Raw genomic sequence first — 16881 nt, forward strand, 5'->3', positions numbered from 1 at the left:
TTAGATCAGCTGATGATTCCGGAAAAGTTCCAGCAACGCAGCCTCATCCACTACCGGAATATCAAGCTCCCGGGCTTTGGCCAACTTCGAGCCAGCACCGGGACCGGCCACCACACAGGCTGATCGGGCGGACACACTGCCAGACACTTTAGCGCCAAGCTGCTGTAATTTTTCCTTGGCCTCGGCGCGCCCCATCGTCTCCAGGGTGCCTGTTAGCACCCAGGTCTGCCCGGCAAGAGGCTGCTCAGAGGTATCGGCAGGACTCGGGTCTGGCCAGTGTACGCCAACATCTTTTAATGACCCGATGACGTCCAGGTTTTCGGCCTGCTGAAAAAATTCCCAGACAAAGTGGGCCACCACCGGCCCCACATCCGGCACCTCCTGAAGGGTTTCAGGGCTGGCGGACTGGAGCTCATCGAGACTTCCAAAATGCTGTGCCAGACTGCGTGCTGTCGCCTCACCCACCTCACGAATGCCCAATGCATAAATAAAGCGTGGCAGAGTAATCTGTTTGGAAGCTTCCAGCGCATCAATCAGGTTTGCCGCTGACTTGTCAGCCATGCGATCCAGTGCTGCAAGCTGTTCCCGGGAAAGCCGGTAGATATCTGCCACAGAATGCACCAAGCCCTGATCGACCAACTGTTCCACCAGTTTGTCACCCAAACCGTCGATATCCATACCCTTGCGCGAAGCAAAATGTTTAATCGCCTGCTTTCGCTGGGCGGCACATATCAGACCACCGGAACATCGGGCAACCGCTTCATTCGCCACCCGCTCCACAGGAGACCCGCACACCGGACAGTGATCGGGAAAAGTAATATCCCGGGCATCGGCAGGACGCCGTTCCTCCACCACCTTAACCACCTGGGGAATGACATCCCCGGCCCGCCGTATGATCACCGAGTCACCAATTTTCAGCCCCAGGCGTGCGACTTCATCCTGATTGTGCAGGGTAGCGTTACTGACGGTGACACCACCGACAAACACGGGTTCAAGGCGAGCTACCGGGGTGACCGCACCTGTTCGTCCCACCTGAAATTCCACATCCAGCAGGCGGGTCATTTCTTCCTGAGCTGGAAACTTACGAGCGATAGCCCAACGGGGTGCCCGGGCCACGAAGCCCAGTCGCCGTTGTAGTGAGAAGTCGTTAACCTTGTAGACAATGCCATCAATATCACAGGGCAGTTGCGGTCGTATCTCCGCCATCTTTTCGTAGTAGGCCAGACAACCCTGCAAATCGTGGTGCAACTCGATATTCGGATTGACCAGAAATCCCCACTCGCGAAGACAGCCCAGTGTTTCCATATGCGTAGGTGGCAGATCCAGCCCTTCTGTCAGACCCAGACTGTAGACCGCCATTTCCAGCTGACGGGATGCCGTGATACTGGAATCCAGCTGACGCAGACTACCTGCCGCGGCATTACGAGGGTTGACGAACAATTTCTGACCCGCCGCCCGGGCCTCATTATTGAGTTTTTCGAAACCAGCTTTTGGCATATAAATCTCACCGCGCACTTCAAGGCTGCTCGGTGGATGCTGCATCTGTAGACGTAGGGGAATGGATTTGATGGTGCGCACATTCTCGGTGATGTTTTCCCCGGTAGTGCCGTCACCTCGGGTGGCGCCGCGCACCAGAACGCCATCCCGGTATAGCAAGCTCACCGCCACACCGTCGAGCTTGGGTTCACAGACATAGCTGACCGGTTCGTCCCGTTTCAAACGCTCCATGACACGGCGGTTAAAGTCCTCCAGTTCCTTGTCACTAAAGGCGTTATCCAGGGACAACATGGGTACTTCATGGGTAACGCTCTCAAAGGCAGAAAGCGGTGGCGCACCCACACGCTGGGTGGGTGAATCCGGAGTTTTCAGAGAAGGATACTGCAATTCCAGTTGTTGCAATCGACGCAGCAGACGGTCGTATTCTGCGTCGGGAATAGAGGGGTCATCGAGGGCGTAATAGCGGTAATTGTGGTCGTGCAGCTGCTGACGAAGGGCCGCAGCCTCTTCCTGCAGCGCCGGGTCGGGCTTGGTCATTACTCAATCCCGGAGAGCTGACTGCGGCAATAATCAGTAATACGCTGCCTGTAATGTTCTTCTGTCTGCTTGGTGAGTACGCTGCGACTTTCGTCCTTGAGCACACCACCCAGCTCGGCAGACATCTTTTTGGCTGCGTCGAGCAATAGCGTAAACGCCTTCATCGGATCGTCCACATCTTCCATGGCAAAAAACAGACTCACCCCAGGAGTGGAAAAGTTTTCCATATTATCGAGATCAAAGGTACCGGGGTTGACCGAGTTGGCAACGCTGAAGATCACTGGGCCCGAACCGTCATCACCGGCATGGCGGTGGAAAATTTTCATTGAGCCATAACGCAAACCGGCACCGAGCAGTGAATCCAGCAGATCCTCACCGGGGAAGGGTTCCTCCGGGGGCGCCATCATGTGTAGTACGACTACACTCACCACTGGCGGCCTGGACTCTTTCGGAGCAGAACTCACGGGTTTTTTCTGCTCTTTGGTCGGTGCTGCCGGCTTACTCTTTTCTATAGCTGGCGCTTCTCTCACCTCAGCCACGGGTTCGTCTTCTACAACCTTTGCCTGCGGCTCTTCAGTATTTGGCTGTGCCTGCTTGGGTTCGACTGCTTCATCACCCAGATTGAGGGAACTCTGTTTTGGCTCACGCTTGGGCACGGTGAGCTTCGGCTTGTTGGCCTCAGCTCGTTCCCGTACTTCGCGGCTCAACTGTTCAACATCGGAATCGTCCCGATAACCCACCACCCGGGCACCACCACTGGGCAATTCACTACCGTAGTCTTCGGGAAGATCATCGTCATCAAAAATTGGCTGCTTGCGCCGCGGCATATGAATTTTTTCATAACGGGCATTGCGTATGCGACGGATTACATCGAGAAGAATTGCCAGGGCTACCAAAGCACCCAAAGCAATCATCATTTCGCGAGCTCCAAATTCCATCGTCATTAAATCCTGTCAGGCTTAAGCAATATTGTAATGAGAAATAGCCGCTTTCGACACCGGCTGTGTATTGTCCTGAATCAGGCTTCGGCCAATTCCACGGCCTGATTCACGTCCACACTGACCAGGCGCGACACCCCCGGCTCGTGCATGGTCACCCCCATCAACTGGTTAGCCATTTCCATGGCAATCTTGTTGTGGGAAATATAAATGAACTGCACTTTTTCTGACATCTCCGCCACCATGCGGGCGTAACGTCCCACGTTGGCATCATCCAGCGGCGCATCCACCTCATCCAGCATACAGAATGGTGCGGGGTTGAGGTGAAAGATAGAGAACACCAGACCGATTGCCGTCATCGCTTTTTCTCCACCGGACAACAGGTGAATGGTGGTGTTCTTTTTACCCGGAGGGCGAGCCATGATCGCCACACCCGTGTCCAGCAGATCATCACCGGTCATTTCCAGGTAGGCATGGCCTCCACCAAATAATTTCGGAAACAGCTCCTGCAGGGAAACATTGATGCGGTCAAAGGTTTCCTTGAAGCGCGTGCGAGTCTCACGGTCAATTTTGCGAATGGCGTTTTCCAGTGTCTCTAGCGCTTCTTCCAGCTCGGCATTCTGGGCATCGAGATAGGTTTTGCGCTCTGACTCGATCTTGAACTCGTCGATTGCTGCCAGGTTGATGGGGCCCAGACGCTGGATGCGATTTGCCATTTTTTCCAGCTCAGTTTCCCACTGACTCAGGTCTGCGTCTTCTGCCAACGACGCCAGTAGAGTTTCCAGGTCAAATTTCTGTTCGCCAATCTGTTCGACAATGGTTTTGCTGCGGGTGACAAGATCCTGTGCCGTCAGCCGCTGCTGTTCAAGTTCGCTGCGCTGTTCCTGGATTTGCTGTTCCAGGTTTGCCCGGCGCTTTTCGCTTTCGCGCATCTGGTGCTCAACTGCCTCCAGAGACTGACGGGCATCTGCCAGTTCTTTCTCCACCAGCAAGCGGCATTCCAGTTGCTCTGCCAGTTGCTCCTTCAACTCCTGGGTGGGATCTTCATCCTGCCTGAATGTGGTACGAAGCTGCTCACGGCGTTCCTGCAGGCGTTCTACCTGGGTTTCCAGTCGACCAATGCCCTCGCGGATTGACTGCAACTGTGTGCTAAGGGATTTTTCGCGCATCGCCAGCTCATGCTTGCGATCCCGATCGTGGCGTGCATGCTGGCGCGACTCATCCAGAGAGGTCCGCAAACCGTCCCGTTGCTGTAACAGCTCCTCCCGCTGTTGTGCATCCTTTTCCATGGTCTCAATGGCTGCAGACAGCAAACGTCGAGCTTCGGCAAGGTTCTCCTGCTCCAGGGTCTGCTGCTGTTTCGCTTCCGCCAGTTCGTTGTCTGCGCGTTCACGTCGAGCGGCAAACTGTTCCACCTGCATCTGACTGGCACTGAGTGAAGACCGCAACTCGGCATAGTGGCGTTGTTGTTCGGAGACCTGGCGGCTAATGGATTCCCGCTGCACTTCCAGATCATGCAATGCTTTTTCAGCCGCTTCTTTCTGTTGAGAGGACGACTCAATGGCTGCTTCGGTTTCTGCCTGACGCTGCTCCAGTGACTCCAGTTCCTGCTGACGCTTCAGAACACCAGCTTGGGCATCCTGATCCCTAGCGACCCGAAGCCAGTTAGCACCCAACCAGAGGCCATCACGTGTTACTACTGATTCACCCGCTTCCAGTTTTGCCCTCAACTGAAGCGCATCAGAAAGCTGCTCGACCGCATAGACACCACCTAGCAACTGCGCGGCATGGGGACTGTTCACCCTGGCAGCCAGTCGGTCTGCCGCAACAGAGCCCTGTGCAGTGACAGAGGCATTATCCACCAACACCAGCTCTCCCTTGCTGAAACTGGCTAGCTGTGCCGACAGGTCTGAGAGATCATCGACACACAGTGCTTGCAGGTAGTTACCCAGCACCACCTCGACCGCAGTTTCCCAACCGCTTTCGACCTGCAGGGTTTCCGCCAATCGCGGCTGTGCCTGCAGTTGATTGTTTTGGATCCACTGCTGTTGCTCATCGTCGCCGCCCAACGCCGCCTGTTGGAGAGCTTCCAGTGAGGCCCGGCGCCCCATCAGGGTCTGCAATTGGCCACGCTGCCTATCCAGTTCACTACCGGCCTGATCGCCCTGGAGCCGGGCCTGTTCTATCTTGCCGTTAATTTGTTCAAGATTGGCTTGCTGGTCACCGAGGGTCAGCTCCACTTCGGCCAGTTGTTCCTGAACCAGAGCAATCTCTTCCTGCACCTGGCTGTCGCCCAGGTCCTGATATTCCTGCTGAATACTCTCAATTCGTTCCCCGAGACGCCTCAACACCTGTTCCAGGTGTTGGATACGGGACTGTTGAACCTCTGCCTGCTGCCTCGGGTCTGCTGCGCGCTGGTTGAAATCATCCCAAGCAGATTGCCACTGTTGCATGGCACTTTCCGAGGCAATGAGTTCTGCCTGGGAAAGCTCTTCCGCCGCGGTGACCTGCTGCAGTTCGGGAACAATTTCCTGTAGTTCCCGCTGCCAGCTCTCGGCTTTCTGGCGATCGCTACGCAGATGTTCTTCAGATTCGGCATAATTGCGCTCGGTCTGGGCCAGATCCTGTTCCAGCTCACGAGCACGATCCTGCACGTGCTGAATCGCCTGTTCGATGCGAGCCACTTCGGCACCGATGGCATAGAAGCGACCCTGCACTTCATTAAAGGTGTCACCCAGCTCTGTATATTCCGTGCGGGCACGCTCAAGGGTGGTGTCGCAGCTGCTGCGCTCAGTGACCAATGCCTCTATCTTTAACTCGAACTCAGTGATTACTTTCCTGCGTTCGGTCATCTGCCCTTCCAGCAAACGCCAACGCAGTGCCTGTAATTCAGCTTTTAAGCGACGTTCTTCCTTTTTCAATTCAGCGTATTTTTCAGCGGCCTGTGCCTGCCGTTCCAGGCGGCCTAACTGGCGGCCCAACTCGTCGCGAATATCCGTCAAACGCTCAAGGTTTTCTTGGGTACGACGCATACGGTTTTCAGTATCCTTGCGGCGCTCCTTGTATTTTGAGATTCCGGCAGCTTCCTCGATATAAACACGCAGCTCATCGGGCTTGGCTTCAATCAGGTTGGAAATCATGCCCTGTTCAATGATGGCGTAACTGCGCGGACCGAGACCGGTGCCAAGAAAAATATCGGTGATATCGCGACGGCGGCATTTGTTGCCGTTCAGAAAATAATTGGACTGTCCGTCCCGGGTAACCTTGCGTTTGATGGAGATTTCACTCCAGCTGGCGTACTCACCGCCAAGTGTGCTGTCGGAATTGTCAAACACCAGCTCAATGGACGCCTGGCCAACCGGCTTGCGCCCGCCGGAGCCATTGAAGATCACGTCTGTCATGGACTCACCGCGCAGGTGCTTCGCCGAGCTTTCACCCATCACCCAGCGCACCGCATCAATGATATTGGACTTACCGCAGCCGTTAGGACCTACAACCGCACAAAGGTTGCTGGGAAAAGACACCGTGGTGGGGTCAACAAATGACTTGAATCCTGCCAATTTAATACATTTAAGGCGCATGTATGTCTCTTTGAAGTCGGCTTTCCGGCCAGAACAAACTCTGCGAAATGCCACCTGTATTGATAGCGATTAGACGCAGCTAAAGGTGTTGATTTTACACGGCTGTACCGGGGCCACAAGCGGCCATCGGTTATAATTTTCGGTCGATAATGACAGCTTCTGAAACACTCCCTTGAGAAAGGTTCAGTGCCCCGCTGACGCCCTCCAGGTCACCCGGCGCGGGAATGGCCGAGCCACTTTGAGACACCCTGGCCACCACCTGAACCTGCTCCACGGAAGACAACGGTTTGCCTCCGGGCATGGCCATGGTGTCATCCAACACAACTGAGGCCGGCAAGTCTGCCACCTGCAGTCGTGTTACCGCCAAAGGCATCGGCGGACCCTGCCATTCTCTGGCGAACACATAAACCAGCAGCTCCGGGTCGGCCGCCAGCTCAGGCGACAACGTTACTTGCACCTTGATACCGGGCAGCTCTTCGCCCAACTGCTGCTTGGCACGAGCTATGCCTGCCTGCAACGCCTGTGCTTGGGGAGTGGCGGGTGAAATGGCCCGCAGCGCCGATTGCCAACTGGCAATAGCCAAGGTGTAATCTGCATTTTCAAAGGCACGAATTCCCTGTAAACCCAAGGCCGTCAGATTATTCGGATCCAGCGATAGCGCCCGATCAAGGGCACTTTCCGCGCTTGGCACAAACTTGTTACCTGAAGCGAAATACATGGCCTGGGCATATTCTGCCAACAGATCCGGATCATCCGGGCTCACCGCCACGGCCTGCTGGTAGGTCGCACTGGCCTGCAGCATATCCCCGCTCTCCAACTGCAAGCGAGCCAGGGAAACCAGATAGTAGATATTATCCGGCTGGCTCATCAGACGCCTGCCGATACGTTGCGTCAGCTGCTCGCGAAGCTGTGCATCTTCAGCCTGATCCAGGTTACCCCGCAGTCTATCCTGCATCATGGTCGTGATGGCCACATCATCACTGGCACCGAGCATCTCGTATAGAGTGAACGTGAACACGGGTACGATCAGCAGCCCGGCAAGTAGCAACCAGGCACCACGACCACGGGCCTGGCGATGGGAGTCCGCCAGGTTTTCATCGGCCAGCAGCAACCGCTGTTGTTCCGCCACCAGTTCAGCGTGCTGAGCGGCATCAATTTCTTCATCCGCCAGCTGCCGGTCCAGATCAGCCAGCTGCTCCTGATAGAGCACCACATTGGCATGCACAGGCTCGGTATGTTGCTGTCGGGAAGAACGGGAAAACAGGGGGTAAACCACGAACGCTGCAGCGACCAGCGACAGCAGCGCAAAAATCAACCACATCAATGTGCATCCCCTTTGGTATCGGCTGAATTGCCAGCGCCTGTTTTGGACTCACTCAGCAGGGCCTGCAGGCGGGCCTGTTCATCACCGTCCAGGGATGAATTCGCATCCGCCGCAGGTTGTTGCCGGCGTCGCACCATAAAAACCACAAATAATCCGATTAAGAGCAATGCGGCTGGCATCAACCAAAGCAGCAGGGTTGTCGATTTCACTGGCGGCTTGTAGAGCACAAACTCCCCGTAGCGTGCCACCAGAAAATCAACAATTTCCTGATCCGACTTACCCTCTTCCAACATGCGATAGATTTCATCGCGCAGATCCTCAGCAATGGGCGAATTGGAGTCAGCGAGGTTCTGGTTCTGGCATTTAGGACAGCGCAACTCATTGACCAATGTCGTAAAGCGTTCCCGCTCCGAGTCACTGCTAAAGCTTTTTACATCCACAGCGGCCATTGCTTGAAAGGGTGTGAGCAACACCAGCCATAGCAGAGCGATGCCAAGACACATCGAGGCCCTATTCATTCCGCTGTTAGTCACAAAAAAAGCACGCATAGACATTGCCGTATTAGAGGTCTTCAATCACTTCCTTCGCTGCTCGAAAGGCCTCCTGAAGAGCCGGAGCACCAATGTACGGGGCAGTATGAAGCAGCACCTCACGAATTTCTTCCGGGGTACAACCATTGCGCAGTGCACCGCGCACATGACCTTTCAGTTCAGTGGGCGACTTCAGAGCCGCCAATGTCGCGATGGTGATAATACTGCGGGTCTTCAGGGGCAGAGTGTCCCTCGCCCAGACGGAACCCCAGCAGTTTTCGTTGATGTAGTCCTGCACCGGGCGAGTAAACTCAGTAATACTATCCATAGCGCGATCGACAAACACATCACCCATCACCTGACGGCGAACCTTCATACCCCGTTGATAGTCTTCTTCAGCCATGCTGCTTCCTCATTGAATCTGTTGCCACACCGGCAGGATTTTCTTTTGCCAGACGCTCTCATCGATAACGCCCACATGTTTGTAACGAATGGTGCCATTGGCGTCGACCACATAGGTTTCCGGGGCACCAAAAACACCCAGGTCCAACCCCAACCGGCCGGTGGCATCAATCACACTGAGTTCGTAGGGATCGCCCTTTTCCGCCAGCCATTTTTCGGCCTCGGCCAAGTCATCCTTGTAATTCAGGCCAACAATTCGGACACCCTGTTGCGCCAGCTTGTTTAAATAGGGGTGCTCAACACGACAGGCAATGCACCAGGTTCCCCAGACATTGAACAGGGCCGGTTTACCCTGAAAGATTTTCTCATCCATCATCTGTTGTTGATCACCCAACACTGGCAATGAGAACGCGGGCACCGGACGATCGATCAGTGCCGAGGGCATTTCATTGGGATCGCGGCTCAGGCCATTCAGCAGAAAGATTGCCAATACCACAAAAACCATCAGGGGAATAAATAACTTCAGTCTCGACACAGTGTCAGCCTCCTCAGGCACCTGATGCCAGGGCATCACTGGCGGTCTGGCTTGCCCGCTGGTGACGGTAGCGCTTATCCAACACGGCGATAAAGCTTCCCAGCGCAATCAACAATCCACCCAGCCATATCCAGCGGACAAAGGGCTTAATGTGTATACGCACGGCCCAAGCATCACCTGCCAGCGGTTCACCCAGCGCAACGTAGAGATCGCGCCAGAAACCACTGCCGATCGCCGCTTCCGTCATGGTTTGACCGCTGGCCATGTAACGTCGTTTTTCCGGATGCAGCAGGTCAATGGCATGGCCATTCCGAGTCACCGCCACCACTGCCTGGTCAGCAATATAGTTCGGCCCCTGAACCCGGCGCATTTCAACAAACTCAAAATGGTAACCCAACAGATCTGCCGAATCGCCGGGAACCATGCGCACATCACGCTGCTCGCTGTAGATAGTGGTCATGCCCGCACCCACCATACAGACGGCAATGCCCAGGTGAGCCAGGACCATGCCAAAATAACTGCCCTTGAGGCGCAGCAATCCGTGCCAGCGGGAACGGGAGTGGCCGCTCTTTTGCCAGATGTCTCTCAGCGTGACGGCAAAAACCCATGTGGACACTGCCACAGTCACAGCCGCCATCAACGAATATTCGTCGCCATAGAAAAGTGGGAACAACGCCCCTGCCAGCAGTGACACAACAACCGGCACATTCAGGAAACGTGTCAAATCGCTCAGGCTGTTACGCTTCCAGCGCAATACCGAGCCCACTGCCATCAGTACCGCCAAAACCAGCATCAGCGGCACAAAAAACAGGTTGAAATAGGGAGGGCCCACTGAGATCTTGCCCCAGTCCAGCACATCCGCAATCAGTGGGTATAGGGTGCCCAGTAGAATAATAACCATGGCACTGACCAGCAGAATATTATTGATCAGCAGAAACATTTCCCGAGAAAACCCGTTAAAACTGGTTGTACTTCTTACCGACGGGCCACGCAGGGCATAAAGAAACAGGGAACCGCCCACCACAATAGCCAGGAAGGCCAGAATAAACACGCCCCGCTCTGGGTCCGCAGCAAATGCGTGAACCGAGGTCAACACCCCGGAACGCACCAGAAACGTTCCCAGCAGACTCAGCGAGAAAGCAAAAATAGCCAGCAGTAGCGTCCAGCTGCGGAATACCCCGCGCTTTTCAGTGACCGCCAGTGTATGCACCAATGCCGTACCCACCAGCCAAGGCATAAAGGAGGCATTTTCCACCGGGTCCCAGAACCACCAGCCACCCCAGCCCAGTTCGTAGTAGGCCCACCAGCTTCCCAGAGCAATACCCAGTGTCAGAAACATCCAGGCGATATTGGTCCAGGGGCGTGTCCATCGTGCCCAGGCGGCATCCATACGCCCCGCCAACAGCGCGGCAATGGCAAAAGCGAAAGCAACGGAAAAGCCCACGTACCCCATGTAGAGCATGGGCGGGTGAACAATCAGCCCGAAGTCCTGCAACAACGGGTTGAGATCTGCACCCTCAATGGGTGAAAACGGCAGTTCGCGTTCAAACGGATTGGAAGTAAACAGCAGAAACAGGTAAAAGCCGACGCTGATGATACCCATCACCGAAATGACCCGCGCCACCAGTGAACGAGGCAGCGACTGGCTGAAGAGCGCCACGGCAAAACTCCACAGCGCAAGAATCAACACCCACAATAACAACGAGCCTTCATGGGCACCCCACACCGCACTAACTTTATATTGTGTCGGCAGCAGGGTGTTGGAGTTATTGGCCACGTAACTCACGGAAAAGTCGTCGTTGAGAAACAGTGCCACAAGGCAGCCAAAACTGAACGCCACCATCACTGTCTGCCCGGCAACCAGCGGGCGCGCAGAGGCCATCCACAATCGGTTACCCACAGAGGCTCCAGCCAGCGGTATCACCGCCTGCAGTACTGCCAGCACCAGGGCCAGAATCAGGGCAAAATGGCCATATTCAGCAATCAAGTTTTATCCCCCTTTGAGAGAAAGACTGTTCCATCAACTGTCTTCACTGGAAGATTGTTGAGCCCGCTGGTGAGCGGCGTCCATTGCATCTGCCACTTCCGGAGGTGTGTAGTTCTCATCATGCTTGGCCAGGACTTCCGAGGCCATGAAAACGCCATCTGCATTCAGTTCACCGGTTACCACAGCTGCCTCACCCTCGGCAAACAGGTCTGGCAGAATCCCGGTGTAATGCACTTCGACATCCGCTTCACCATCGGTAATCAGAAAGCTTACAAAGAGCGAGTCATCCGCACGCTTCATGCTGCCATCCACGACCATTCCCCCGGCACGGATGCGAACATCCTTGGGTGCTTCACCAGAAGCAATTTTTGTCGGCGGATAGAAAAGGTTGATGTTTTCACGCAGGGCGAAGCTCATCAAACCCACGGCGATGGATGCTACCACCACGATAAAAATCACCATTACCAGACGTTGTCGACGTATTGGGTGCATGGTTGTCTAACTCCGGTTCTCTGCCACGTAGTTGTCATCAACAGCGTCTTCAGACTGGCGCAGAGCTTCCCGGCGTTGCTGCCGCTGTACATCGGCCAGTATTTGACGGCGACGGCGCAACGGGCTCGCAACGAGCCAGAGCATGACGGCAATAGAGACCGCATAAGCAGACCAGACGTAGGGGCCGTGCCCACTCATCTGCAGAAAGTCCTGAAGACTGTCAAAACGAAATATCATGGTTGCGTTCCCTCCACGGGGGAGACCATTTCCTGCACCCAGCGGGTACGACGTTCACGGTAAAGAATTTCAGCACGGGTATTCAGTATCAGTACCAGCGCGTAGAAGCAGTAAAACCCGAGGATCATGACTAACAGCGGCTGAAACATGTCCGGATGCATGGACGGAGCCTCCGTAAGTTTGATCGTCGCCGGCTGATGCAGCGTATACCACCAGTCTACGGACTTGTAGATGATGGGAATATTCACCATACCGACTAGCGACAACACAGCACTGGCCTTGTTGGCCGCATCCTGACCACTGTAGGAATACTGCAGTGCAATCACGCCCAGGTATAAGAAAAACAACACCAGCATGGATGTAATTCGAGCGTCCCAAACCCAGTAGGTTCCCCAAGTGGGTTTACCCCAGATCGCACCGGTAAAAAGGGCTATGAATGTCAGTACTGCTCCAATAGGCGCCGCAGACTTCATAACCATATCGGCAAGCTTCATCTTCCAGATCAGACCAACCGCACCTGAAAAAGCCATCACATAATAGCCAGCCAATGCCAGAAATGAGGCTGGCACGTGAATATAAATAATTCGAAAGCTGTTACCCTGCTTGGCATCTCTGGGAGCGAATCCCAGCCCCCAGGCAATACCGACAACCAGCAGCAACACAGTTGCTGCCGTTAACCACGGTAACCACTTGCCACTGGCCTGATAAAACCAGCGTGGCGAACCCAGGCGATGAAACCACTGCCACATTCGTTAATTTCCTCTCTTCAGCCGTTTACTGACCATCGCAGATTCAACCATGCATGCCGACACGCAAAGCACCCGCAGTAGCAAAGGGTGATATTAATAGGGAAAAAGCCAGTAACGCTCCGATTACCGCCAAAGGACCCTGCACCGAAAACCCATCTACCGCTCGCTGCACCGCACTTGAGCCAAAGATCAGCACGGGCATGTACAGCGGAACAACAATTAATGACAGCAGCAGTCCACCTTTACGCAGTGCCACTGTCAGTGCAGCGCCAATAGCACCCACCAGGCTGAGTACCGCAGTACCCATAAATAGGCTTGCTACCAATGGTAGATAACCTTCTTTCGGCAAGGACAGCATCATACCCAAAACCGGCGACAAAAGGGTCAGAGGCAGGCCACTGATCAGCCAGTGCGCAAGTATTTTTGCCAATACCATCAAGTAGAGAGGTTGCGGCGAAATCACCAGCTGCTCCAGGGTGCCATCCCTGTAATCACTGAGGAACAGGCCATCGACGGACAGCAGGGAGGCGAGCAGTGCCATCACCCACAGGATGCCGGGGGCAATTTCTGCCAGACGACTGGCTTCAGGGGTCAATCCCAGTGGAATCAGGGTAACAACGATAAAAAAGAAAATGACCGGGTTGGCGATTTCGCCGCGATTGCGGAAAGCCAGCAACAGATCTCGTCGCAGTATGGAGATAAAACCACTTCCCATGACTAGGACACCCTTCCAGAACCCGCCAGAGAGAGACGGCGCATACCCGGAATGCCGACATCCTGGTGGGTAGACAGAATGACCATGCCGCCGCGCCCGGCGTGATTCACCAGCAGGGACTGCAGCTCGGCAACCCCCTGCTTGTCAATAGCGGTAAACGGTTCATCCAGCACCCACAACAGTGCCTGCGTCACCAATAAACGGGCCAGTGCTGCCCGGCGCTGCTGCCCGGCAGACAGGGAATAACAGGGGACATCCTCGTACCCGCGCAAACCGATCTGGGCCAGCACCTCTTCATCGGCCAACGGGTTCTGATCGGTATGCACACGGCGCCACCATTGCAGGTTTTCCAGTGGTGACAAGGATTGCTTGAGGCCCGGCAAGTGCCCAAGAAAAAGCAGGCTCTGCAGGTATTCACTGCGTTGACGACGGATATCGATCCCCTGCCAGCTCAATATGCCGTCAGTGGGCGAAAGAGCCGTAGCAATGATACGTAATAGTGTGGTTTTTCCCGCCCCGTTGGGGCCCTCAACCTGAAGAATGTCGCCGCCATTGAGCTCCGTGTTGACAGTGGAAAACAGCAGTCTGTCATCACGCTCAAAGGCTATGTCATGGAGTTTAAAAACAGCGGGTTGCGACAACGGCTACGGGTCCGGACAGTGGCAAAAGCGCTATTATGCCAAAACTTATGGAGGGGAGGTAAAAAGTTGACACGGCCAGGATCGACGATAGAGCCCGGCCGAAAAGATTAATCCAGATCGAAATCGTAATCGCGTATCATTTTTTGCAGACGACGTTCTTCCAGTCGGTCTTCAAGACGGCGCCTGGATTCAGATGTCATGACTTTTATCGATTCCGCTTCCGGCTCTTCAGTATTGTTGTCATCCTCGACGTCGAAATCGTCATCTTCTACTGCGTCTTCGCTACTCATACCGAAATACCTCCATCTCGATATTGACCACTACAGCGAAACAGTGAATTTATCACTGCATTTTTGCGCAAAATAGGTGCAAATCAATAAACGGTCAAGAAAAATAACTTCTTATATTTCATGGTATTAGTAGTTTTTCGCAAAAAAATCCAGTTTTTTGTGGCCGGATAGGAGGTGTAAATCAGCCGGGCGGTCAATATCGGGTAGCATTTGCAGCTCCCGCCAGTCCCAACCTATCTCCGTTAAACGTGTCCGGGTGACGCCCATGACACCGGACGAACCCCAAGGAATACCTTGGAACAATGCCGGGTCAAACCGGGTTAATCCCACCAGTACATAGCCACCGTCCTCGGCAGGGACAAAGGCAGCCGGCACCTCATCCAGCAGCTGTAACGTGGTATTGAGGGTTTGAACCGAGAGTGCCGGGCAGTCACTACCGATTAACACGACCTTGTCGTAGTGGTGCAAGCAGGTTTGGAATGCTGACGCCATGCGCACACCCAAATCGCTCCCCTGCTGCAGGTGCAGCGAGACAGGAAGACCTTCAACCAATTGCTGAAAATATGGGTGGGGCTCGCTGCACCAGAGCTGTTGACAGACTCCTGTTTCATGCACGAACTGCGACAGCACGTGTTCTACCAGCGCACAATGCAAATCAAGGCAGCCCTGTTCTCCCAGACTGGATTGCAACCGGGTTTTCACCTGTCCGAGGATAGGCGCCTTGGCAAACTGCACCAGGCAGCTAGCGGGGTCGGTCGATGTCATTCGTGTAATAACTGCCAGCCAGATACTGTGGGGACGCCCCGAAAAAATAGGCCAGTCGCAGGCGCCACATCTCCAGAACTGTTCTCAAGATTCCCCGGGTTTCCCAGCGGCGGCTGGAGGTAGTAACAGGGTGACGCTGTCGTGAGGGACGACACCGGCCCTTGAGAAGCCGACAAATAGACACATCTTCCATCAACGGAATCGCCGGGTAACCACCAATAGCGTCAAACAGGTCGCGGCGCACAAACAATCCCTGATCGCCGGTGGCAATACCCGAGAGAGCCGAGCGCCAGCACATAGCCCTCTCAATCACACGAAAAAGCCAGGCCCGACCACTCAGGCGCACCGGGAAAAAGCCCCATGCCGCCCCAAGCAGATCATCCGCTGAAAATGTCGGCGGTAGATGGCTATCCACATGCAGGAACAACAGGTAGTCACCACTGGCGGCGGACGCGCCCCTATTCATCTGAACGCCCCTGCCGCGGTCACTGTCTATCACCACATCCACCAGGGGCTTTGCCAGCCGTACGGTATCGTCCTCGCTGCCGCCATCCACAAGCAGCACTTCAACTCCCTGATCACGCAATAGCTGCAGTCGTGTCAGGGCATGAACAATTTCACCGGATTCGTTGAGTGCAGGTATCACAATACTCAGGGAAACCCGGGGCATCAGGCCAGTGCCCCGCCACAGCTGCTGCCCTGACCTGCCGCACAACCATAACAATGATCACCCACGACAATGGTTTGCCCCTCCAGATTGGATGGCAGCAGGTCTTGTAAATGGCGCTGCCGGTCCGATGCTATCAGCTGGTCGCTCGCCACCATCGGCATTGCCAGCATCTGGTTAAAATCACAATCAAACAGATTCCCTTGCCAATCAACGCTGACCGTATCGCGACACATCAAGCCCTCCAGATTGGCGGCCTGAAAATTATCTTTCAGTAACTGCATGTAGGGCTCGTAATCACCTTTGGCCAGCAATGTCGCGCCAAACCGGCTGATGGGCATGTTGGTAATGGTGTACAGCTCGTTGAAGTCGATACCAAAATCGCGGTACAGGCGCTCCCGATAGGTTTCCTGTAACTGTTGCTGAGGAGGCGGCAGAAAAGCGCCCCCCGGGTTGTAAACAAGATTCAATGGCAGCCCGGAATCCCTGCCGTAACCCAGTTGATTAAGCCGCTGAAGTCCATCAATACTCTGCTTAAAAATACCCTTGCCGCGTTGCTGGTCGACATTCTGCTCGGTGTAACAGGGCAGTGACGCCACCACGGTCACACCCTTCTCTGCCAGAAATTCGGCCGTATCCTCATACCCCTCAGTGACCAGGATAGTCAGGTTGCAGCGGTCAATAACTGTGATACCCAGGGACACAGCTTCGCGTACGATGTCACGAAACTGTGGGTGCATCTCAGGTGCCCCCCCGGTGAGATCGAGTGTGTCCGGGCAAGTCTGGCGCAATACGTCCACAAGCAGAGACACCGTTTCTGCGCTCATCATCTCTGTACGACCGGGTCCGGCATTGACGTGACAGTGACTGCAGCTCTGGTTACAGCGGTAACCCAGATTCACTTGCAGATTTTTAAGACCCTGGCGTTTTAGGGGGGGAAAGTCGGTTTTGAGCAATAACGGTTTGGTATCAAGCATCGGCTCATTCTGCCAAA

17 protein-coding genes are annotated in these 16881 nt (G+C 54.8%); all 17 read right to left on the reverse strand.

Annotated features, from left to right (window positions below):
* The 17 genes from ligA to arsS all read right to left on the reverse strand — a co-directional run bounded on the left by ligA (position 1) and on the right by arsS (position 16864).
* Positions 1-2034, reverse strand: coding sequence for an NAD-dependent DNA ligase LigA (gene ligA / locus Q8A57_RS02145; RefSeq protein WP_305169275.1), 2034 nt, complete (start codon positions 2032-2034; stop codon positions 1-3).
* Positions 2034-2978, reverse strand: a complete 945-nt coding sequence (zipA, locus tag Q8A57_RS02150) for a cell division protein ZipA (protein ID WP_305169277.1) — start codon at positions 2976-2978, stop codon at positions 2034-2036. The genes ligA and zipA overlap by 1 nt, the downstream gene beginning before the upstream one ends.
* Positions 2979-3052: 74 nt before the next feature.
* Positions 3053-6553, reverse strand: a complete 3501-nt coding sequence (gene smc / locus Q8A57_RS02155) for a chromosome segregation protein SMC (RefSeq protein ID WP_305169278.1) — start codon at positions 6551-6553, stop codon at positions 3053-3055.
* Positions 6554-6683: 130 nt separating this feature from the next.
* On the reverse strand, positions 6684-7874 hold the full coding sequence (gene ccmI / locus Q8A57_RS02160; RefSeq protein WP_305169279.1) for a c-type cytochrome biogenesis protein CcmI: 1191 nt from the start codon (positions 7872-7874) through the stop codon (positions 6684-6686).
* Complete coding sequence (locus Q8A57_RS02165) at positions 7874-8425, reverse strand: cytochrome c-type biogenesis protein (protein ID WP_305169280.1); 552 nt, start codon at positions 8423-8425, stop codon at positions 7874-7876. Before Q8A57_RS02165 ends, ccmI begins: the two co-directional genes overlap by 1 nt.
* Before the next feature lie 13 nt (positions 8426-8438).
* Positions 8439-8810, reverse strand: a complete 372-nt coding sequence (locus tag Q8A57_RS02170; RefSeq protein ID WP_305169281.1) for a carboxymuconolactone decarboxylase family protein — start codon at positions 8808-8810, stop codon at positions 8439-8441.
* Positions 8811-8819: 9 nt separating this feature from the next.
* Positions 8820-9344 carry a DsbE family thiol:disulfide interchange protein gene (locus Q8A57_RS02175; protein ID WP_305169282.1) on the reverse strand — a complete coding sequence of 175 codons (525 nt, stop codon included), beginning with the start codon at positions 9342-9344 and terminating at the stop codon, positions 8820-8822.
* Between the two features lie 13 nt (positions 9345-9357).
* Positions 9358-11331, reverse strand: a complete 1974-nt coding sequence (locus Q8A57_RS02180; RefSeq protein WP_305169284.1) for a heme lyase CcmF/NrfE family subunit — start codon at positions 11329-11331, stop codon at positions 9358-9360.
* A gap of 33 nt (positions 11332-11364) precedes the next feature.
* A complete protein-coding gene (gene ccmE, locus Q8A57_RS02185) occupies positions 11365-11823 on the reverse strand; it encodes a cytochrome c maturation protein CcmE (RefSeq protein ID WP_305169285.1) in 459 nt (152 codons plus the stop codon).
* Between the two features lie 6 nt (positions 11824-11829).
* Positions 11830-12060: a heme exporter protein CcmD gene (gene ccmD / locus Q8A57_RS02190; protein ID WP_305169286.1), complete on the reverse strand. Its 231-nt coding sequence runs from the start codon at positions 12058-12060 to the stop codon at positions 11830-11832.
* Positions 12057-12809 (reverse strand): heme ABC transporter permease, encoded by a 753-nt coding sequence (locus Q8A57_RS02195; RefSeq protein ID WP_305169287.1) that lies wholly within the window; start codon positions 12807-12809, stop codon positions 12057-12059. Before Q8A57_RS02195 ends, ccmD begins: the two co-directional genes overlap by 4 nt.
* 43 nt (positions 12810-12852) lie before the next feature.
* Positions 12853-13524, reverse strand: a complete 672-nt coding sequence (gene ccmB, locus Q8A57_RS02200) for a heme exporter protein CcmB (protein WP_305169288.1) — start codon at positions 13522-13524, stop codon at positions 12853-12855.
* Positions 13525-13526: 2 nt separating this feature from the next.
* Positions 13527-14165, reverse strand: a complete 639-nt coding sequence (gene ccmA, locus Q8A57_RS02205) for a cytochrome c biogenesis heme-transporting ATPase CcmA (RefSeq protein ID WP_305169289.1) — start codon at positions 14163-14165, stop codon at positions 13527-13529.
* Positions 14166-14272: 107 nt separating this feature from the next.
* Positions 14273-14455, reverse strand: coding sequence for a PA3496 family putative envelope integrity protein (locus Q8A57_RS02210; protein ID WP_305169290.1), 183 nt, complete (start codon positions 14453-14455; stop codon positions 14273-14275).
* Between the two features lie 126 nt (positions 14456-14581).
* Positions 14582-15220: a TIGR04282 family arsenosugar biosynthesis glycosyltransferase gene (locus Q8A57_RS02215; RefSeq protein WP_305169291.1), complete on the reverse strand. Its 639-nt coding sequence runs from the start codon at positions 15218-15220 to the stop codon at positions 14582-14584.
* Complete coding sequence (locus Q8A57_RS02220; protein ID WP_305169292.1) at positions 15198-15890, reverse strand: TIGR04283 family arsenosugar biosynthesis glycosyltransferase; 693 nt, start codon at positions 15888-15890, stop codon at positions 15198-15200. Before Q8A57_RS02220 ends, Q8A57_RS02215 begins: the two co-directional genes overlap by 23 nt.
* Positions 15890-16864: an arsenosugar biosynthesis radical SAM (seleno)protein ArsS gene (arsS, locus tag Q8A57_RS02225; protein ID WP_305169293.1), complete on the reverse strand. Its 975-nt coding sequence runs from the start codon at positions 16862-16864 to the stop codon at positions 15890-15892. Before arsS ends, Q8A57_RS02220 begins: the two co-directional genes overlap by 1 nt.
* Between the last annotated feature and the right edge of the window lie 17 nt (positions 16865-16881).

Origin of the sequence: Porticoccus litoralis (assembly GCF_030676955.1) — a bacterium.
Classification (GTDB): Bacteria; Pseudomonadota; Gammaproteobacteria; order Pseudomonadales; family Porticoccaceae; genus Porticoccus; species Porticoccus litoralis.